Source organism: Marivirga harenae (assembly GCF_030534335.1).
Classification (GTDB): domain Bacteria; phylum Bacteroidota; class Bacteroidia; order Cytophagales; family Cyclobacteriaceae; genus Marivirga; species Marivirga harenae.
Map to the genome: position 1 here is coordinate 118702 of NZ_CP130565.1, position 19960 is coordinate 138661.

Consider the following 19960-nt stretch of genomic DNA (forward strand, 5'->3'; position numbering starts at 1 on the left):
TAGATTTTAGATTCTAGAGCCTAGAACCTAGATTTTATATATTAATCAATTTTTTAAATACTTCATTCGCTTTTCCTGATTCAATGGCATCTTTGGCTGCTTCGGTTGCTTCGATTAAAGTGCTATATTTTCCAGCTGCTTGGAGAGCTAAAGCACTATTAGCAAATACTACTGAATTTTGAGCTTTTGTTCCTTCACCTTTTAAAATATCAGTAAAAATCTTAGCGGCTTCTTCTATGGTTTCGCCCCCGTGAATTTCATTTGCATTTATTTTTTCCAAGCCGAAATCAGCGGGTTTCAAGATTTGCTCTCCACTGGAAGAAAACACCTTCGTTTCTCCTGTCAAGGAACATTCATCATAGCCTTCCAAGTCATAAACCACGCTATATTGAGCATCTGATTCCTGAAATAAGTAAGAATAGATCCTTGCCAATTCATGACTAAAAACACCAGCCATTTGTTTTTTAGGTAAAGCAGGATTTACTAATGGCCCTAGCATATTGAAGAAAGTTTTTACTCCCAATTCTTTCCTAATTGGACCTACAAAGCGCATAGCAGGATGAAATTTTGGTGCATGCAAAAAGCAAATTCCACTTTCTTCTAATTGCCTTTCCAATCCATCTTGTTCATTTGTAAATTCATATCCAAAGTACTCTAACAAATTAGAACTTCCACATTTGGAGGAAACTCCGTAATTACCATGCTTTACCACATTCTGACCACAAGCCGCAACTACAAAAGCAGACATGGTGCTGATATTAAAAGTGTTTTTACCATCACCTCCAGTTCCGCACAAATCCATTCCGTCATAAGCGGAAAGATCGATCGGAACCCGCAACTCCATAAGCCCATCACGGAAACCGCTCAGCTCCTCTACTGTCACTGGACGAATCATGAACAGCGTCATAAAGGCCGCTAGTTCCGAATTATTAAATTCACCTTGTCCAATTCGTAAGAAGATTGCCTTTGCCTCTTCTGTAGTCAAAGTATTGTATTGTGATAATCTATTAATAAGTTCTTTCATTAATTTTAAATTTTTAGATTCTAGAACCTAGATTCTAGACTTTTCTCTGATTCACTGATTGTCTGTATTTCTATTTGCTTCAACTGCATTGCTATTCTCCCATCATCCTTGGCCAAATATCTACATTCTGAGTTCAATCTTACTACTCCTAACTCCCCACTTCAATCTCTGGCTATCCAATTTTTCAGAATTTTGCTACCCTCAGGTGTCATCACTGACTCAGGATGAAACTGCAACCCGCAAACATCATATTTTTTATGCTGCACTGCCATGATTTGACCATCTTCTGAACGAGCCACTACTTCTAAATCCGCGGGGAAATCTACTTCATTGATTGACCATGAATGATATCTTCCAATACTGATTTCTTCGGTAATACCTGCAAAGAGGTAATGATTATCCAGTTTAGCTCGGCTTTGAATCCCGTGCATTACGGGTTGAATATTAAATAATTTCCCTCCAAAAGCCTGACCAATGGCTTGATGCCCTAAACAGATTCCCAAAATCGATTTTTCGGCTGCATATCTTTTGATCAAATCCAACATAATACCCGCATTTTCAGGTACACTCGGTCCTGGTGAAAGTAAAATCTTGTCATATTTTTCTACTTCCTCTAGCGTGATTTTATCATTTCTAATGACATCGATTTCAACATTAATGTTTTGTTGTCTGATTACCTCCACCAAATTGTAAGTAAAGGAGTCATAATTATCTAGTAATAGTATCTTCATGTCCTAAACTTATTTTTGATGTTGGTCGAATAGATTTTCTGCTTTCTCCATCGCCTTTCTCAAGGCATATAATTTATTGTGGACTTCCTGCAATTCACTCTGAGGATGTGACAAAGCCACAATTCCTGCTCCAGCTCGATAATTCAATTTATTATCTTTACTTACAAAGGAGCGAATTACAATGGCATGATTTAAATTACCATTCAACCCAATTAAACCCACAGCACCACCATACAGTCCTCGACCTGTTGGCTCGTATTTATTGATCAGTTCTAATGCTTTATATTTTGGTGCCCCACTCAAAGTGCCTGCCGGAAATGTATCGGCCAGCAATTTCACAGCTGATTTCTCAGGAACATCTGCCGTTACTTTACTTACTAAATGAATCACATGAGAATAAAACTGGATTTCTTTATAGACATCCACTTTAACATTACTTCCATGCTTTGACAAATCATTTCTTCCTAAGTCTACCAGCATGGTGTGCTCGGCATTTTCTTTTTCATCATTCAACAGCTGTTCCGCTAATTTTGCATCTGCGGCATCATCTCCACTCCTTCTGTATGTTCCAGCTATTGGGTTCACATAAGCTTTGTTGCCTTTGACTCCAACTTGTGCTTCGGGTGATGACCCAAATAATTTATAATCTCCATAATCAAAATAGAACAAATAAGGAGATGGATTTAAAGATCGTAATGCTCGATAAACAGTAAACTCATCTCCTTTAAATTCTTGGGAAAAAGCACGGGAAAGCACCATTTGAAAAACATCCCCTAATTGAGCGTGAGCTATTCCTTTATTAATGATTTCCAGAAACTCCAGGTCGCTCATATTGCTGCTTTCCTCTCCTACTTTTTGGAATTTGAATTGCGGAACTGAACGATTTAAAATGACTTGGACCAAATCATCTTGTGTGAACTCATACTTAGTATTGATTTCATGTTCAAAAACATGAAGCTCATCTTTAAAATGATCAAAAACCAGTACAAATCGATAAAAGTGATAGCGAAGAAACGGGATATCCTCTTGTACTTTCTCAAAATTGATATCTTCGAAGTATTGAACACCATCGAAGCCAGTTGCACCAAAAAATCCACTTTCCTCAAACTCTTCTCCTTTCAAAATATCCTCAGCTTCAAATTGATTAATGAAATCTTGAAGTTTAGCTGGAAGCGATAGTTTATCTACCAATTCCTCAGTTCTTTCCACCCCCTCAATTTCAGTATAAAATGAATTATTCGTGGCTTTAACTTCTGCTATGGACTGCACTCCAATATATGAAAAGCTATTCCTTCGCGTGTGATAATCCGAACTTTCCATCAAAAAAGTATGGGGGAATTGATCTCGCAGCCGAAGATATAATGCAACGGGGGTAAATGAGTCTGCCGGTAGTGTGATATGTGATTTCTTTACTTTCATTTATCTTTATTTTGGTCTTTAAAACCTGTCAGGTTTCAATTAGTTTATTGGTAAAATTCTTCAATTGTCTAGTTAATTTATCGATCCAAACCTAACAGGTTTAGTCAGATTTTAATAGACAAAAAAAAGGCTTACCGAATGTCCGGTAAGCCTTTTTTGTTTGCATTTTGAGCATGGCATATCCTTTCATCCAGTATTAGATGCTATTCCGTGCCACCACCATGCGTTATTCAATTTATTAATCATTTTCGAAAATATTAAGTCAAAAAAAAACCTCGCTAGACAGCGAGGTTTTAAATATTTTATATACCAGTGCTGTCTTCTAAAATTTAGAAGTCCACCACCAGTTAATATTTGTTTTTCTATTTTGCATTTGCACAAATGTAAACGCCAAATTCAAATTACCAAAGTTATTTTTCAGTTTTTTTCTTGGTAGTTGTTTTTTTAGCTGCAGTAGTCTTTTTGGATGTGCTGTCCTTTTTAGCTGTACTTGCTTTCTTTTCTTTTGACTCTGCCTTAGGAATCACAGCGCTACTTGTAGTTTTCTTTGGTCTTCTTACTCCAAAAGAACCAGCAAAGATTTTGCCTTTTTTCGTTTTTTTATCTCCTTTTCCCATAGTTTTAAATTTATTAACTCTATTAATTATAGAATTCTAAAATAAGAATATTTACACTATTTTGACAATAATTTATAGTACTTGTTTCCCAATATAAATAGTTATGCTAAATTGGTGAGTAAAATTTTAACATTATAATTTGGAATTATTACTTGATACGGGATTAATTGTTTTAGGATTTATACTATTAATAAAGGGGGCTGATTTTATGGTCACGGGAGCCTCTTCCTTCGCTAAAAAATTTAATGTTTCTGAAATCGCTATAGGTCTAACCATTGTCGCCATGGGAACTTCAGCACCAGAACTCGTGGTCAACTTAGTTTCGGGCTCTCAAGGATTGGATGATGTTGTATTTGGAAATCTAATAGGTAGCAATATTTTCAATTTATTTTTCATATTGGGCATAGCAGGTGTTATAAGACCGCTTGTAGTTCAGTCTGAAACCGTTTGGAAAGAGATTCCATTTGGAATGGCTTTGGTAATTATCTTATTCATCCTAGTAAATGATGTTTTCTTTTTTGGCAGCGAAGAAAACAGCGCAGGCTTAATTGATGGATTTATACTTTTATTATTGTTCGTTGCATTTATTTACTACGTCTTTTATAATGTCAAAAACAATAGCGATGTAATTGAAACAAATGTCAAAGAAACACCTATTTACAATCATTGGGTAACACTATTAATGATTCTAGGTGGAATTACTGGTTTGGTAATAGGCGGGAAGCTAGTGGTTGACAATGCTGTGGAAATTGCGCGTAGTTTTGAATTAAGCGAAAAATTAATCGGCTTGACAATTTTGGCCGCAGGAACCTCCTTACCTGAATTAGCCACTAGTGCGGTGGCAGCATTTCGAAACAGAGCAGATATCGCCATAGGCAATGTCATAGGTTCTAACATTTTCAATTTAACCTTCATTTTAGGGATCAATTCGCTGGTGACACCCCTAAATTTCAACACTGAAATGAACTTTGACTTTTTTGTTCTAATCGGAGGTTCCATCATGCTTTTCATCTTCATGTTTACCTTAAAAAGTAAAAAGTTGGACCGCTGGGAAGCCGTTCTTTATTTGATTACGTTCATAGCTTATGTCTGCTATATTTTCATCAGAAAATAACCAACATTAACACCTGAAAATCAACGTCTTAAAAATTTATTGAAAATATTTTCTTTACAAGAAACTAATTGTAACTTCTGGCGTTATCGCATTACTTTTAATAGACAATTTGAAAAATAACATACTCCGACTGGATATTTCCAGGCAACCTACTGACAGCACTTGCGGTCCAACAAGTTTACATGCTGTTTATAATTATTTCAATGAAGATCTTAGCTTAGAGGAAGTCATCCAATCCATAGAATATTTGGCAAGTGGTGGAACATTAGCTGTTATGTTGGGTATAGATGCCTTGAAAAGGGGGTTTCAAGCTGAAATCATAACTTTTAATTTAAAAATATTTGATCCTAGTTGGTTTCAAAATGAAAATATTGATTTAGTACATAAATTAAAAGAACAACTTAAACACAAAAAGACTCCGAAATTTAAACAAGCCTCTAAAGCATACATACAATTTCTGGAAAGCGGTGGGAAAATTTCATACAAGACTCTAAGTAAAGATTTAATACAATCATACTTGAGCAAAGAAATCCCTATTTTGACAGGTCTAAGTGCCACTTATCTGTATAATGAGAAAAGAGAGTTTGGTGAAGAACCTGTACTTTATGATGATATTAAGGGGCAACCATCAGGTCATTTTGTTGTTTTAAATGGATTGAATTATGAAAATGGAAGTGTAAAAGTAGCAGATCCACTTCATGCTAATCCGTTCGAAACGCAAAATTATTCTGTCGATATCGATCATCTAATTTGCGCTATTCTATTAGGTATTATTACCTATGATGCTAACTTATTAATTATTAATAAATGAAAATTATCATAACCGTTACGAACCTAAAAGATTGGGACTTTGATATTAAAGACATTGAAGTAATTACAGGTAAACAGTACCTGACCAATCCTGTATATTCAAATATGAAAAATGCAAGAGTTTTCAACCTTTGCAGAGATTATAAATATCAAAACACCGGCTATTACGTGTCTCTATTGGCAGCAGCAAGAAAGCACAAGGCCGTCCCAAGTATAAATACCATTCAGGAAATGAAAACACTTTCTGTTGTGAAAATTTTATCAACAGAATTAGATTCACTGATCCAGAAATCATTAAAGGACATAAAATCAGAAAAATTTACGCTAAGTATCTATTTCGGAAAAAACCTTTCTAAGAAGTATGATGCACTTAGCATGCAGTTATTTAACTTATTCCAATCTCCATTTATTAGAGCACATTTTGCTAATAGTAATGGCAAGTGGTCAGTTCAGTCGATTTCTCCAATAGCTGCTGGCGATATTCCTGAAGATCATCAGCCATTTGTGGAAGATGCGACCATGAAATACTTCGAAGCTAAAAAGTTTACTGTTCCTGAACGAACGACTGCAGCTTATTCTATGGCTATCTTATGGGACCCTTTGGAAAAAACTGCTCCGAGTTCAGAAAAAACTTTACATAAATTCATTAAAGCGGCTAATCAAAAAGGGATTCAGGCCAATTTAATCACTAAAGATGATTACAGTACGCTTTCTTCCTACGATGCCTTATTCATCAGAGAAACCACCGCTGTCAATCATCATACTTTCCGTTTTGCACAACGAGCCAAGGCTGAGGGTTTGGTGGTGGTCGATGATCCGGAAAGCATCATCAAATGTAGTAATAAGGTTTATTTGGCTGAACTTTTAAAAATGCACCAGATTGAAGCACCAGAAACTATGATTATCCATAAGGAAAACATCAATCTGGCACCTGATATATTGGGCTTCCCAATTATATTGAAACAACCTGATAGTGCTTTCAGCCAGGGGGTTAGCAAAGCCGAGAATATGGAAGAGTACAAAAAGAAGGTAACTGCACTGCTAGAAAAGTCTGATTTAATCATTGGCCAACAATTTCTGCAAACTGATTTCGATTGGAGAGTGGGTGTTTTCAACGGAGAAGCGATCTATGCTTGTAAGTATTACATGAGCAAGGAACATTGGCAGATTGTTAACTGGAACAAAGGGGGTAAATATGGTAAGGTGGAAACTATGCCTGTGGAAATGGCACCCCCTGCACTGATAAAAACTGCAGAAAAATTGTCTAAACTCATCGGTGAAAGTCTTTATGGTGTTGATATCAAGCAGAAAGGAAATAAATTCTTTGTGATTGAAATCAATGACAATCCAAATATCGATACGGGAGTTGAAGATGCCGTTTTGAAAGATAAATTATACAGTAAAATGATGGATGTCTTTTTAAACCGCATCCAAAAGTCAAAACAAATTAGTAATCAATAAGATGGAAGTGACAAAAAAAACAAAGACCTACTCCTTATTTGAATGTATCGGCATAGAATTGGAATACATGATAGTAAACCGAAAAACTTTAATGCCCGCACCCATTTCTGATCAATTGATTATCAAGAAAATAGGTCAAATTACAGACGAATTGGAAAACGGAAATATTAGTTGGTCCAATGAACTAGTGCTACATGTTTTGGAATTAAAAACCACCAAGCCAATGCCCGGACTGGAAGGACTATCTGATGACTTTCATGAAAACATTAACGAAATCAATGGGATTTTGGCTGAAATGGATTGTCAGTTGATGCCAACAGCCATGCACCCTTTAATGAATCCTTTGACGGACGTAAAGTTATGGCCACATGAACGAAATGAAATATATAGTCGATACAATGAAATATTCAATTGTAAAGGACACGGTTGGGGAAATTTGCAAAGTATGCATATCAACTTTCCATTTGCCAATGATAAGGAGTTCTATTCGCTTCATGAGGCGATAAGACACATAATGCCGCTTATTCCTGCACTCACGGCCTCATCACCTATTTTTGAGGGGAACGGTTCAGATATTCTGGACAACCGATTAGCTTTCTACGAGAAAAATCAAAAGAAAATACCTTCCATCACTGGAAAGGTAATTCCTGAATCTGTAGCTAATAAATCGGAATACGAAGAAGTTATTTTCAAGAAAATCTTTCAGGATATTGCACCTTATGATAAAGACAAAAGCTTACAGTATGAATGGTTAAATTCCAGAGGTGCAATTGCACGCTTTGATCGAAATGCTATTGAGATCAGAATCATTGATTTGCAAGAATGTCCGGCTGCAGATATTGCCATTGCTGAATTTATTGTTCAAGCGCTAAAATACATTATCCCTAAATTAGACGATTTCAATCCTATAGATGAATTTCAACTTTATGACATTTATAGATTAGCATTGGAGAAAGGTGCGAAAAGCACTGTTTCAAATCAGAATTACCTTCAACTCTTTGGTTTAGAAAATGAGTCTAGCATCAGTATAGAACAAATCTGGAGATCAATTTTGAAGCATGTCTATCTTTCAGAAGACAAAAAGCAGATCATTGAATACATTTTGGATAATGGAAACTTATCTCAGCGGATTCTGTCCAACCTTAAAAAGGAGAATTGGTCCGAGAAAAATATAAAAAGCGAATATGAGTTATTAGTGAATTGTTTAAAGGAAAACAAGCTTTATGAGCTACGGTAATGACCAAATTTATATTCAGTTGTGAGCACGGGGGTTATGAAATCCCGGAAGAATTTCAATCGTACTTTAGAGGCAAGGAAAATGTTCTTTTAAGTCATAGAGGTTGGGACAGGGGAGCCTTGGAAATTGGCAAATACATTAGCAGAAGGGCGGACAGTAAACTTATTGCCAGTTCAATAAGCAGGCTATTAATTGAAAGCAATCGAACGCTTCAGCATGAAGATCTATTTTCAGAATTTTCAAAAATAATGCCCCAAGAAATTCAACAACAACTCATTGAAGAATATTACCTACCCTATAGGGCTAAATTGGAAAGAAAGATAGAACAACATCTGCAGCATAATCATAAAGTAATACATCTATCATTTCATAGTTTTACGCCTGTTTTAAATGGTGAAACTCGCAAAACGGAAATAGGTATTCTTTTTGATCCTGCTAATTTGTTGGAACAAGAATTTGCCTTGGCCTGGAAGGAGAGTATCGAAGATAAAATTGACAGCTGGCGCATAAAATTCAATTATCCGTATAAAGGCACAGACGATGGCTTAACCACTTACTTCAGAGCAAAATATCCAAAAAATTACGCGGGCTTGGAGCTGGAAGTCAACACCAAATTAATGGACTGTTATCCTATGCATCAAATTAGCAATTGGGTCTTCCCCCCACTGTTTAATCGCAACGGAGCAAACTTGGCTGACGGCAAGCAGGGACGATAAAATGATTTTAAAAGCGTAAGGCGTAACTAACAGCAAAGACGCAAAGTCGCGAAGGAAATTGGAAAACCAAATGCTTTTGGGTTTACCACAAGATCTATGGGGTTTCACTAAAATCTCCCAAAGAGTATATTTAAAATTCTTATTTTTTCTTTGTGAAAACTTGGCGTCTTTGCGGTTCAAACCAGCCTTTAGTTGTAAAAATTTCCTTCTCTTTGTTATGCATGCCTACTACTTTTTGTCTATTTTTCGGAAATGCAATCAGAAAGTCTATTTATTGAAAAGGAAAACTACAAGCTACACCTCAAGCGGTTTTATAAAAATGAAAATGCGCCCTCCGTATTATTAGTCCATGGAAGTATAGAAGACGGTAAAATCTTCTACTCCAAATCAGGTAAAGGTTTTGCTCCCTTTTTAGCTGAAAATGGCTTTGATGTTTTTGTGGCAGACTTAAGAGGCAGAGGAAAAAGCAGTCCCCATCCAAGCCCTGACAATAATTTCGGTCATGCCTCTGCTTTCGAAGAAGACATTCCTGATGTCATTGAAAAAATAAGAACTACTACCGGAAAAGAGCCAGAGCATTGGGTTTCCCACAGCTGGGGAGGTGTACACTTAATGGCTTACCTGGCAAAAAATGAAGCCCCCTCGTTAAAATCTATGATATTTTTTGGCAGTAAGAGAGATATCAGGGTCTGGAATCTCAAAAAGTTCTTGATAGTAGATTTAATATGGTTTGGCTTTTGTACATTCCTTGCTAAAACAAAAGGCTATCTGCCTGCCAGAAGATATAAAATAGGCAGTGCTGATGAGGCAAAAGATTATTTCCTTGAAGTAAACAAATGGGTGCGTTCTCGAAACTGGAAAGACCTTAGAGACGGTTTTGATTATGCAAATGCCTTGCAAAATAAACAGCTACCGCCCATTCTTTCCATCACGGGCGCAAGTGATCGGCAAATCGGTCATCCTGTAGATTGCAGGAGATTACTAAAAGAAATAGGTGACCAAGATAATTTTAAATTTAAAGTTATTGGCAAAAAGCAGGGCTACAAACATGACTATGACCATATCAATTTACTGACACACAAAGATGCTAAAGATGATCATTTTCAAGAGGTTTTGGAGTGGTTGAAGGACAGTACTATATAAGCTTTCCGTTTAATAAAGACTAAACTAAAAACTGCACTGCATTTCATTAGGATTTGAGCTTTACCTAATTGAAAAAGTCTTAATGCTACTAAAAGCTTGGTTTAATTCTACTTACATTAAAACCAACATTTAACAATTCCGTTATCCTTTTCTAAATTATATCGGTTGTGAGACATCTAATCTTTTTCTTGGCCTTCATTATGTTGATTCCTTTCGGATTCCATCAGCAGGAGGCTTTTGAAAAAAGTGAAACAGAAAGAATAGAGGAATTTAGTCACTCGCAAAGAATTCCCTCCAAAGAAGTTGTAAAGAGCGTTGCTAGGTCAATAAAAATATACTTGCCGCCCTCCGATTTTCACTATCATTATGATGAGTTCTTTAAATCATATAAATTAGTTCAAAAAATATATTTACTCCAAAGAAACCTACTGATTTGAGACTTTAAAATGACAACTATTTTTTTTCAAAAGTTTCATTTTAAAGTTTTTACCAATGAGTAGATTATTCCCTAAAATGGTGGATAAGCTGAACAGGATAGATCAGCTGATCCGTATGAAAGCAACCGGTCAACCACATGAGTTGGCAAGTAGATTAGAAATTTCACCAAGTACACTGTACGAATATATTGAAATTATGAGAAGTGTATTATTAGCCCCTATAAGATATTGTCATATCAAGAGATCTTATGTGTACGAAAAGGATGGAAAACTGCATATAGGTTTCAAAAATAAACAGCAAGTAAACAGGATCGGGTAATCACAAATGAGAGGGGCAAGCACTAATTGATCAGCACTTTCCCCTTCTTTTTAAACAAACTTCTCTATTTAAAAAGACCAATTTTTAAGCCGATGTAGCCGGTGAGACCAGATAGGTCAGACTGGTTGAAGTTACGATATGTCATATCTCCAATAATCCGATATCCTGCACCCAAATTGAAGCGAACATTTTTATGTAAATTCACTTCTAGAAGTGCTGAAGGTTCAACTTGAAAAAAATTCGCTTCCCCTAATCCGGCAGTTCCATTCTCATTATCCATTTGTACTTCTCCGTAGCCAAGGTAAACTGGTAGGCTTAAGTGAAATACCTTTTTAGAGAAAAGGGTATATTCTGCAAAACCGCCCAATGTCCAATAGTCCATGTAAATGTTCGGCAAAGTCTCACTTTCTGGATATATCTGATTTATTGAGGTGTTAAAATAGGCTCCAATTGATAGTTGATCCTTAAGGCTTATTCCACCTCTTAAGTTGAAAAATGAAGCAGTACTACCATCCATTTGGGTGAGACCAAAAGAAGGTGCAATAAAGAAGCCGAGATTCTCCGTATTAATTGAATTATTACTCCCTAGTAATGTATTTGCCTCTTCACTATCTTGTGCGAAAAGCTTGTTGTTCAGCATTAGGTATGCTGCTGCTAGAACCAGTAAATATGTGTTTTTCATTTTTTTGTTTTTTAGGTTAATAGATTATTATTCAAGCGGATACACTGCAAATGCTCAATTTAAATTTTACTAACTTCCTTCGATGACTTCCCTTAAAAATATATGCTCGATTTTCTTAAAATTAAACTTGCTAAATATTAGAATTTGATATGTTTCCATTATGAGTTTGAATTCCATTTTTGATAATGATACTTACACTATTTGGATAAAAAAGCCTAATCTGCTTTGCTTCGTATCTTACTTGAAGATATTTTGCCCTAGCCAAGGCCTCCCTAGCAGTGGAATACTCTGAAAATCCTAATCTACTTTTGTTATTTTTCGCAGCTATGCAAAAAATGGCAATATAATTATCAGGCTTTGGATTCGATTCACCAACCAGCCAAACTTGATCATTCATAGTCATCTTTATAAATTATTTTTTATTTACAAAATCCACCTTTTAAAATTTTAAATGGCCATTGATTCATCATATCATCTCAAGCTTAGTAAAGGTTAAGCAATGAATTACCTAGGAGAGTAAACCCCCGCTTGTTGACTTTATGCTACAATAATATTAGCGGCTACTCTGATTTTATCGGAGTGGTGAAAAAAAATGTAATATTTTTTGTGAATAGTAGATTAGACAAAAGGAAATGTTTAAATAACTACAACTGAATGATTAAGTATAGACCGTGGTACCCACCTCGTCTTCGTTTCTAACGAGGATGCCTACTCCAATCTGTCTCGTCCTGAAACTGAGCTACGATAGGCTCTGTAGGGAATGTATTTCTACAATCTAATCAGTTTTGATTTATGGTGAAATTTAATCCACGAAAACCAGTATTCATCAGAAATGGCTATTGGTATTAAATCACTTTTGATCTCGCCTGAAAGATGTTTTCCTCTTATATTCCATCTTGTGTTGCTTTTGGCATCAAAAAGTTCTCCCTCATCAATTTCAATATCTAACTTCTGAGCATTCCATGTATTTTTGAAAGCATTGACTGTTTTTCCAGCACCAATAAGAATAAAACCATATTCTTCATTTTCTACTATCCGTTTTGCCAATACTTCCTTTTTTAAATACACCAATTGCTGATCAATGAGTCCGATCACATGCGTTCTTGCCGGAAAAGTTTTATCCCGATTCTTGGAAGAGAGCCCTGGAGTAGATTCAGAAGCCATTATTTTTTTCCACATGCCCGGTATCGGCAATTCAAAATCTTCAAAATCCTTTTCAGACACTTTCACCACTGATGGGTCATCAATCACCTTTTTAACTTCAGCCCAGGAAAGAATTTGAAAAGGGATCATCGTTAATTCATATGGATGCAATTTGCCAATTAATGACTTGAAAGTAGCTTGCTGGAAGAATGTTTTGGTCCTTTTGTCTGCAACTATCATATTGGCATTCTTAAATGAACCTACAAACAACGGCCCGATTTCGGTTACATCAAAAGGAATGATGCTTCTACACATGGCACAGTAAGTTAAGGCCACCGTCTTGTGTTTAAATTTATCATTTACGATATGATGGTGAATGACGTAGTCGAGCGGGTAGGATTTTGTAACTCCTTCGTATTCAATCACTGCCATTTCCATTTCATCATTTAAAGGCAATTTCTCTGGTTCATCGGATATTTCTGGAAAAAATACAGCTGGGAATGCCTTTTCCTGATGCATTTTGTAAGTTAAAATCAAGGCAAATCCAGAGATGATAAGTGCTGCAATCGCCCAGCTAGGGAATTCATTAGTATCATAATAGATGTAGAAGGACCACCCTAGCAATACTATAAATATTGTCCAATTGACGGGTTTACGGATAAAATAATGGTAGTACAACCATTTTAAAGGGAAACCTTCTATCAAGGCCATGTAGATGGCCGCAGTTCCAATCAATAAGGCAGAAAAAGCCAAAATGTAAAAAACTACACTTTCCATAATCTAAATCCTTTAACTCGATCGGTTTGGAGACAGAAAGCTACTTGCTTAATCATCAATACTTGAAAATACAAATTTTTCGCTTAAGCAAGAAAGCAATCTGCTGGATTAGCTAGCTATTTTGAGCTGCTGTCGGCAAAATGGAAGAGAAGGGATGTCTTATTAATCTACTCATATGGCTATTTTGCTCAGAAAAAGCCTGGACTGCACCATCTCATCTTCGTTACAAACGAGGACTAGCGGGGGGTTGGACGAGAACACAGAAAAATTCATGAATCTTAGTACTTGAGCGTCTGTGTCATCATAAAATTGACATAACAAACCTCCATTTATCAATGGAGGTTTGTTACCCAATGAGTAATTGAAAATATTATCTTCTTTTACCTTTTGACGGCCTAATATCATTTACAGGGCCAAAATGCTTAAATTCCAGTACCTTTTTCCTTCCTTTTATTAGTTTAATTTCAGCTGGGGCTAGCTTTAGATCAGAGGTCTTAACAATAGCTTCGTCAAAAAAGGTTTTGGCCTGTTGGAATTCTCCCTTGTCAAAATCATGGCGCTCTTTGTTAGATTTCACAGGTACCCCAGGGATAACATGATATAAATCTACCTCCACGGCATATGTTGGCTTTAATGAAATAATAAAATCTTGAACACTCTTCTTAATACTTTTGATCATACACTTTCTAATTTAAAAGCTTTGAAATAGCTTATAAAAATTGGCTTATGCAAGTTTGATAGCACTCGCTTTCATTAGGATTGACGTAATTTAAAAGGAGGGATTTTATAATAAATCACTCATTTTTGCTCAAAGACCATCATTCTAAAACAATGTTTGAATAGTTGCTATGTATGTTATACTAGAAAATTGCTGATTACATCATTCAGTCAATAGCATAATTCACGACCTTAAGAAAGTTAAACCCATCTCGTCCTCGTTTGTAACGAGGATGCCTAATCCAAGCATTTTCAATGCTTAAAAGCCATAAATTAGATGTTTTGGAAAGACGATAATCCTGCAACTGAATTACCCAGCAAGATGATTGATGCGAGAGTTGATTATATTCATCAAAATCTTGTAGAAGCCTTAATAGTAGATCATGCAGAAGAGTATGTGTATCGTTCAGCAAGAGATTACTCAGAAAGAAGTGGTTTGGTTTAGATTAGCATATTGAGTTAAAAACTCATGTTTTGTTAATCCTCGTTACAAAGGAGGACTAGCAGGGGAGTTTAAAACATACTTTTGTTTTCACTTTAGAAAAATTTACAGATAAGTAGCAAAAAATGATACTTATCAAGAATTAATACTATATTTTTTAATAAGAGAGATTACATTTCCCTATTCCCATGCTCCATCCAATACAAATCAAAACCCTTCGCCCAATAGTCTTTTTCTACTTTTAATAGTTTAAAGCCCATCTTTTCGTAGAATTTATCAGTATGTTGGGAGGTTCTTACTATAATCTTTTCAATATCAGCTTTTGTATTGATATGCTGAATTCTATGTTGGGTTAGTTTTCTCCCTATTCCTTTTCCGTGTTCAGTGGGTTTGATTATATCCCATGAAATGACAGCGGCTTTAGATTGCGGTTCGTAATTTATACCGCCCGCTCCTACTATCTGGCCTTCTCCCTCCACTACAAAGTAATCTTCGGTTTCATTCTCAAGGTAATGGACTAATCCTGCTCTTTCCGTTTCATCAAAGTATTGCGGTGTGTTCCCATCAAACAGTTGAAGAACGGCTGCTTGGTCTGAAGGTATGTAGGGTCTTATTTTCAATTATAATCATATGTTTAGGCATGCTAAATTTAAAATTTTCTCTCTCGAGAATCGATTTAATGTCCAGTTTTTTAATAAATATGGACATAAAACAAAACCCTGTCCAAAAACTGGACAGAATTCGGCACTATGTCCAGTTTTTGGTCAATATTGGACAAAGAAAACCTGTAGAACAGAGCATACATTGGAATTTATATCTCTCTACTTACGAGCAATCGCTTCTATTTAAATCGCAGATTAATTACTAGTACAAAGCACCTAGATAGCACGAAAAAAGAATCTTAGTTAAATAAGTCATATGAGTGATAAAAACACCATAATTTGGGCACTAAGTATATGTATTTCTATAGCTGAGCAAAAAAGAAACCCTGGTCGCATTAAAATTCTATTGCAAATATTTCAAAAAACAGTCACGACCTCCACAGAACGATCATTAAAATCAAATTCTTGAGCTAAACTGCCATCAGTATTGAAAACTTGAACCTCTGTTCGGCCAGCTAAGACAATTTGATTCATCTGCTTATCAAAAATTAACGATCCTAAGCCATCCGCATAGACCTCTAACTCTTCGGAAAAAGTTGATTCAACTAATGCTGTGCTTTCTTGCGTGCTGATATCAAATTGCGACAGATAGTAAGAATAGGGTGAGGGTTGCGGAACACTAATTGCATGATATACGGTAGCATTTCTTTTATCAAAAGCTACAGATGAGTTTTGAGGATCGGAAATAACAAAGCCGTTACTAAAAGTACCGATTTCTGTGATATTGTCGTTTGCTGCAGAAAGCTCGTATAGCTTATCAGAAGTTAGCATCAACAAATTATCATTATCTAGAACCTTGAAATCAGCAAAACCAAAGAAGTCATCTGATACCTGAGTGGCCGAAGTTTCCTCCCTAACATCAATAGAATATAGGCCAGATGGTGAAGAAAAAAACACTCTATTGTCAATAGAAGCCATGCTGTAGAACTCTGTTTCCAGATCAAGATTTACTATTTGGATTTGTTCAAGCGAATTGATATCAAGAACCAGTAAAGAAATAACAGCAGTAGAAAAATTTTGAAAAGCTACAATCAGGTGATCGCGTGTGGCTACAATTTGCTAAAGCTGGTCAACACTATCAGGAATTGAGGTATACTCTTTAAAGTCTATAGATTCCATTTGATTCAAATCAATGACCTCAAGATTCCAATAATCAAATACATATAGTAGATCTCCAACACGAGTAGTGGTACCCTCAAAATTAGACCTTAAAGTAACTGATTTCTCCTCTTCGTCTAAAGAAACCACTTCTTGGGTTGTACCTGTTGTAGAACGCAATAGCGCATAAGAATTTAGCTCCTTGGGCTTGACCTCTTTGTCTGTGCAACTTGCAGTTACGAACAATAGAAGGAAAATAATAGATACAAAGTTTTTCATGACCGCACTTGAAATTGTAAGCTGCAAGTTATTTTAGTGCAGCGAAGAGCAAAGGTACTTACTCCCTATAGAAAATGAAAAGAATAAACTTATAGATACGCATCAGTCAGTCCTTCTAGAAAACACCAATGCCTAATTACTCTCTGATTCACACCCTTCATCAAGCATCCTACATCCATCACCCTACATCCCACATCCTACTTCCATCTTTAATCTATTGCCGGTCTGACCTTCGGTACTGACCTAAGTGGTATCTTCACTTCCTACTTCTAACTCCCCGCCAATTGGCGGGCTGGGGGGCTTCTCCCAACTTTTTTTCCCTTTCCCTTGCATATTTAAAATCAATCTTTTACTATTACACTGTATTAGTTAAGTAGTACACTAAATCAGTAATAATGATTGCAATAAAAAATCTAACTTTTAATTACGCCAAAAAGCAGCAGCCGCTCTTTAATGAGCTGGACTGCGAGTTGCAGACAGGTAGCATAGTCGGCCTTTTGGGAAAAAATGGGGCAGGTAAAACTACCTTACTCAAGCTGATGATTGGTTTGTTATTCCCGCAGCAGGGAGAAATCTCTATTCTGGGACATCAGCCTTCAAAACGGCAACCGTCCCTTTTGCAGGATGTCTTTTTTGTTTCGGAGGAATTTCATCTCCCTCCTATTTCTATCAAGAACTTCATAAAAGCGAACGCAGCTTTTTATCCGCGCTTCGATCAAGATCTGTTGCATCGCTTGATAAAGGATTTTGAACTACCCGAGACCAAAAGCTTACAAAAGCTATCTTACGGTCAGAAGAAAAAATTCCTGATCTCTTTTGCATTAGCCACCAAATGCCGTTTGCTAGTGTTGGATGAGCCGACCAATGGATTGGATATTCCTTCAAAATCAATTTTTAGAAAAGTATTGGCGGGCTCATTGGATGAAGACCAATTGGTCATTATTTCTACCCACCAGGTGAAAGATGTAGAAAATCTGATCGAAAAGGTGCTGATGCTGGATAATGGCAAGTTCATCATGCAAAAAGACTTATATGATATTTCCTCTTCCTTGAACTTCTCTACGGTTTCTTCAGCGGAAGGAGAAGATGTGCTTTACAGTGAAATGGTACCGGGTGGATACCGCATAATTTCTCCACAAATCGAGGGAAGTTCTTCCCATGTTGATATTGAACTATTGTTTAACGCCATTGCGAATGGCAACGAAAAACTGAAAAAATATGTCCAATAATGTATTCAATCTCAAAAGGTTTTTAATGCTTGCCAAGCAGCATTATATCCAGAACAATAAGTTGTTGTTCTATGCCATCATCGCCTATGTGGGTGTAATATTTATTCTACTGACCGTAGTGCAAATGGGCAATGACCGCGAACCGCATGGCCTGGAGAGCTTTCAAGGCTTCTTGATCGGTTTTATAGCTGTATTTGGTATTTTGTATACAGGTTACTCTTTCCCTGCTTTCAGAAGTAAGGAAAGTACGATCAACTATCTGATGTTGCCGAGCTCCGTACTGGAAAAGTTTTTATTCGAATTGCTCACCCGCTTGAGCATCGTTCTAATTCTTCTTCCGCTTCTATTTTGGATTACTTTTCACCTACAGGGCTACTTTTTCAATCTGTTTACTCCTTTACCATTCGAGAGCATCAGTTTTGGACCAGTTCTAGATTTCGAATTGCCCGATACGGTTAAGGAATACTATATCTGGTTTGTGATCCTGGTTGGCTCTCTAGTGACTTTAGGCTTTGTATTGCCTTTTACAGGCGGGGCAATGTTCAGCAAGCAGCCGCTAGTAAAAACTTTATTCGCAGTAGCCTTAATCGTGATTTTTTATGCTGGCTGTTTATTCATAATCATAGAACCTATGGGCTTGAAGAATTACCAGCCCAATGACAGCATGTTTCTGATACCCCATAGTGAAGGAGGTGCAATTAAATTTTTCGGCTCTTTAGCATTATTCAGCAATTTGGTGATGCTATTTATTGCCTACAGAAAGTTAAAAGAAAGGGAGGTATAAGATGGAATTTCAAAATGGCAAAAGCATATTTCTACAGATAGCGGACAGCATTACCGACAAGGTAATCAGCGGAGAATTTCCCGCAGGAGAAAAAATCCCTTCAGTACGTGAATTAGCTGCTGATATGGGAGTAAACCCAAATACTATCATGAGAACTTACAGTGAACTTCAAGCTATGGATATTATTGAAAACCAAAGAGGTATTGGCTATTTCGTCAATCAAAATGCACCAAAAATTATTCTAGAAGGCAAAAGGGAAGAATTCTTTAATAAAGTATTGCCTGAATTCCTTAAGCAAGCTCATCTCTTGGGAATTAGCGCCACAGAATTGAAAAAACATATTGAAAACATTAATTCATAGTTATGAAACTAAGCAATAAAATATTGATCGGATTCTTTGGACTCGCTTTTCTCTATATGATTGTGGCATTCACTGAAATGCGATTTAAAGGAGATTTACACCGCTTAACAGAAAGCAACAGTAATTCAGAATCAGTTGAGTTTTCAGCGATTAATTACCTGGTGCTACCTGATTTACAACCGAGAATATCGGTTCACGGATCAGACAACCCAAGGATCGAAATACAAAGTATTTCCGGTGATTTACTGAAGAATTTAAAGTATGAGATGGCGGGTGATACACTTAGCATAAATTCAATGGAAGTAAATGATAATCAGCAAGTCAATCTGTCGATTTATGTCTCAAAACAGAGTTTCTCTGGTTTAAAGACAGTAAATGCTGGGCTAACAATTTCTGATTTACAGCAAGAAACATTGACTATAGATCAAAATGACGGTTGGATTCGGCTTTTTGGGAGCAATAAGATAGGTAAGATCAATCTAAAAGCACAGAATTCCGCCTATTTCAATCTTGTCGATGGAAAGCTAGACACCTTAACTACGGAGCTGGAAAATTCTGAAGTATCCATCTCTCAGCCGGTGAAGCTTGTCAGAGGATCAATGAAGGATGACTCTTACTTATACTTAATTGGCACGGAAGAAATTCAATTTAAAAAGGATGAAAGTAGCAGGCTTATCTTGAATTAAAGCAACAAATAGTAGCAAGCTGCAACAAAATTGATCTTGTGCCTTCTACTTTATATCTGAACAAAAACAATA

General features: G+C 36.3%; 25 protein-coding genes. 14 read left to right on the forward strand and 11 right to left on the reverse strand.

The window, feature by feature from the left end; genetic code table 11:
• Positions 1 to 34: 34 nt before the first annotated feature.
• The 4 genes from trpD to Q3Y49_RS00510 all read right to left on the reverse strand — a co-directional run bounded on the left by trpD (position 35) and on the right by Q3Y49_RS00510 (position 3791).
• Entirely contained in the window at positions 35 to 1024 is a 990-nt protein-coding gene (trpD, locus tag Q3Y49_RS00495) for an anthranilate phosphoribosyltransferase (RefSeq protein WP_303270253.1), read from the reverse strand.
• Between the two features lie 161 nt (positions 1025 to 1185).
• A complete protein-coding gene (locus tag Q3Y49_RS00500) occupies positions 1186 to 1755 on the reverse strand; it encodes an anthranilate synthase component II (RefSeq protein ID WP_303270254.1) in 570 nt (189 codons plus the stop codon).
• A 9-nt stretch (positions 1756 to 1764) separates the two neighbouring features.
• On the reverse strand, positions 1765 to 3174 hold the full coding sequence (locus tag Q3Y49_RS00505; protein WP_303270255.1) for an anthranilate synthase component I family protein: 1410 nt from the start codon (positions 3172 to 3174) through the stop codon (positions 1765 to 1767).
• 410 nt (positions 3175 to 3584) lie between these two features.
• The gene (locus Q3Y49_RS00510) at positions 3585 to 3791 is read right to left on the reverse strand and encodes a 30S ribosomal protein THX (protein WP_303270256.1); all 207 of its coding nucleotides are present in this window, start codon (positions 3789 to 3791) and stop codon (positions 3585 to 3587) included.
• A gap of 139 nt (positions 3792 to 3930) precedes the next feature.
• Here Q3Y49_RS00510 and Q3Y49_RS00515 point away from each other — a divergent pair, with 139 nt between their 5' ends.
• From Q3Y49_RS00515 to Q3Y49_RS00550, 8 genes are all read left to right on the forward strand, one after another.
• On the forward strand, positions 3931 to 4905 hold the full coding sequence (locus tag Q3Y49_RS00515; RefSeq protein ID WP_303270257.1) for a calcium/sodium antiporter: 975 nt from the start codon (positions 3931 to 3933) through the stop codon (positions 4903 to 4905).
• 109 nt (positions 4906 to 5014) lie between these two features.
• Positions 5015 to 5716, forward strand: a complete 702-nt coding sequence (locus Q3Y49_RS00520; RefSeq protein ID WP_303270258.1) for a C39 family peptidase — start codon at positions 5015 to 5017, stop codon at positions 5714 to 5716.
• On the forward strand, positions 5713 to 7176 hold the full coding sequence (locus Q3Y49_RS00525) for a RimK family ATP-grasp domain-containing protein (RefSeq protein ID WP_303270259.1): 1464 nt from the start codon (positions 5713 to 5715) through the stop codon (positions 7174 to 7176). Before Q3Y49_RS00520 ends, Q3Y49_RS00525 begins: the two co-directional genes overlap by 4 nt.
• Positions 7177 to 7183: 7 nt before the next feature.
• Positions 7184 to 8413, forward strand: a complete 1230-nt coding sequence (locus tag Q3Y49_RS00530; RefSeq protein ID WP_303270260.1) for a carboxylate-amine ligase — start codon at positions 7184 to 7186, stop codon at positions 8411 to 8413.
• Positions 8413 to 9129, forward strand: a complete 717-nt coding sequence (locus Q3Y49_RS00535) for an N-formylglutamate amidohydrolase (protein ID WP_303270261.1) — start codon at positions 8413 to 8415, stop codon at positions 9127 to 9129. The genes Q3Y49_RS00530 and Q3Y49_RS00535 overlap by 1 nt, the downstream gene beginning before the upstream one ends.
• Positions 9130 to 9381: 252 nt before the next feature.
• Positions 9382 to 10272: an alpha/beta hydrolase family protein gene (locus Q3Y49_RS00540; protein ID WP_303270262.1), complete on the forward strand. Its 891-nt coding sequence runs from the start codon at positions 9382 to 9384 to the stop codon at positions 10270 to 10272.
• A gap of 167 nt (positions 10273 to 10439) precedes the next feature.
• Positions 10440 to 10709, forward strand: coding sequence for a hypothetical protein (locus Q3Y49_RS00545; RefSeq protein ID WP_303270263.1), 270 nt, complete (start codon positions 10440 to 10442; stop codon positions 10707 to 10709).
• Positions 10710 to 10764: 55 nt separating this feature from the next.
• Complete coding sequence (locus Q3Y49_RS00550) at positions 10765 to 11028, forward strand: hypothetical protein (protein ID WP_303270264.1); 264 nt, start codon at positions 10765 to 10767, stop codon at positions 11026 to 11028.
• Between the two features lie 64 nt (positions 11029 to 11092).
• Here Q3Y49_RS00550 and Q3Y49_RS00555 read toward each other — a convergent pair whose 3' ends face one another.
• The 4 genes from Q3Y49_RS00555 to Q3Y49_RS00570 all read right to left on the reverse strand — a co-directional run bounded on the left by Q3Y49_RS00555 (position 11093) and on the right by Q3Y49_RS00570 (position 14309).
• Positions 11093 to 11710, reverse strand: coding sequence for a hypothetical protein (locus Q3Y49_RS00555; RefSeq protein ID WP_303270265.1), 618 nt, complete (start codon positions 11708 to 11710; stop codon positions 11093 to 11095).
• 130 nt (positions 11711 to 11840) lie between these two features.
• Positions 11841 to 12107: a hypothetical protein gene (locus tag Q3Y49_RS00560; protein ID WP_303270266.1), complete on the reverse strand. Its 267-nt coding sequence runs from the start codon at positions 12105 to 12107 to the stop codon at positions 11841 to 11843.
• Between the two features lie 371 nt (positions 12108 to 12478).
• On the reverse strand, positions 12479 to 13630 hold the full coding sequence (locus Q3Y49_RS00565) for a DUF3179 domain-containing protein (protein WP_303270267.1): 1152 nt from the start codon (positions 13628 to 13630) through the stop codon (positions 12479 to 12481).
• A 370-nt stretch (positions 13631 to 14000) separates the two neighbouring features.
• The gene (locus Q3Y49_RS00570; protein WP_303270268.1) at positions 14001 to 14309 is read right to left on the reverse strand and encodes a hypothetical protein; all 309 of its coding nucleotides are present in this window, start codon (positions 14307 to 14309) and stop codon (positions 14001 to 14003) included.
• A gap of 315 nt (positions 14310 to 14624) precedes the next feature.
• On the opposite strand from Q3Y49_RS00570, the gene Q3Y49_RS00575 reads away from it, so the two are divergent.
• Positions 14625 to 14792, forward strand: a complete 168-nt coding sequence (locus tag Q3Y49_RS00575; protein ID WP_303270269.1) for a hypothetical protein — start codon at positions 14625 to 14627, stop codon at positions 14790 to 14792.
• Positions 14793 to 14959: 167 nt separating this feature from the next.
• On the opposite strand, the gene Q3Y49_RS00580 is transcribed toward Q3Y49_RS00575, so the two are convergent.
• Positions 14960 to 15409 carry a GNAT family N-acetyltransferase gene (locus tag Q3Y49_RS00580; protein ID WP_303270270.1) on the reverse strand — a complete coding sequence of 150 codons (450 nt, stop codon included), beginning with the start codon at positions 15407 to 15409 and terminating at the stop codon, positions 14960 to 14962.
• 80 nt (positions 15410 to 15489) lie between these two features.
• Between Q3Y49_RS00580 and Q3Y49_RS00585 the strand changes: the two genes are divergently transcribed.
• The gene (locus Q3Y49_RS00585; RefSeq protein ID WP_303270271.1) at positions 15490 to 15657 is read left to right on the forward strand and encodes a hypothetical protein; all 168 of its coding nucleotides are present in this window, start codon (positions 15490 to 15492) and stop codon (positions 15655 to 15657) included.
• A gap of 151 nt (positions 15658 to 15808) precedes the next feature.
• On the opposite strand, the gene Q3Y49_RS00590 is transcribed toward Q3Y49_RS00585, so the two are convergent.
• The gene (locus tag Q3Y49_RS00590; RefSeq protein ID WP_303270272.1) at positions 15809 to 16369 is read right to left on the reverse strand and encodes a hypothetical protein; all 561 of its coding nucleotides are present in this window, start codon (positions 16367 to 16369) and stop codon (positions 15809 to 15811) included.
• Positions 16370 to 16510: 141 nt separating this feature from the next.
• The gene (locus tag Q3Y49_RS00595; protein WP_303270273.1) at positions 16511 to 16828 is read right to left on the reverse strand and encodes a hypothetical protein; all 318 of its coding nucleotides are present in this window, start codon (positions 16826 to 16828) and stop codon (positions 16511 to 16513) included.
• A gap of 395 nt (positions 16829 to 17223) precedes the next feature.
• Between Q3Y49_RS00595 and Q3Y49_RS00600 the strand changes: the two genes are divergently transcribed.
• The 4 genes from Q3Y49_RS00600 to Q3Y49_RS00615 are packed head-to-tail and all read left to right on the forward strand — an operon-like array spanning position 17224 to position 19888.
• Complete coding sequence (locus tag Q3Y49_RS00600) at positions 17224 to 18057, forward strand: ABC transporter ATP-binding protein (RefSeq protein ID WP_303270274.1); 834 nt, start codon at positions 17224 to 17226, stop codon at positions 18055 to 18057.
• Positions 18047 to 18841 carry a hypothetical protein gene (locus Q3Y49_RS00605; RefSeq protein ID WP_303270275.1) on the forward strand — a complete coding sequence of 265 codons (795 nt, stop codon included), beginning with the start codon at positions 18047 to 18049 and terminating at the stop codon, positions 18839 to 18841. Before Q3Y49_RS00600 ends, Q3Y49_RS00605 begins: the two co-directional genes overlap by 11 nt.
• Position 18842: 1 nt before the next feature.
• Positions 18843 to 19202, forward strand: a complete 360-nt coding sequence (locus Q3Y49_RS00610) for a GntR family transcriptional regulator (protein WP_303270276.1) — start codon at positions 18843 to 18845, stop codon at positions 19200 to 19202.
• 2 nt (positions 19203 to 19204) lie between these two features.
• Positions 19205 to 19888, forward strand: coding sequence for a hypothetical protein (locus Q3Y49_RS00615; RefSeq protein ID WP_303270277.1), 684 nt, complete (start codon positions 19205 to 19207; stop codon positions 19886 to 19888).
• Positions 19889 to 19960: the final 72 nt, after the last annotated feature.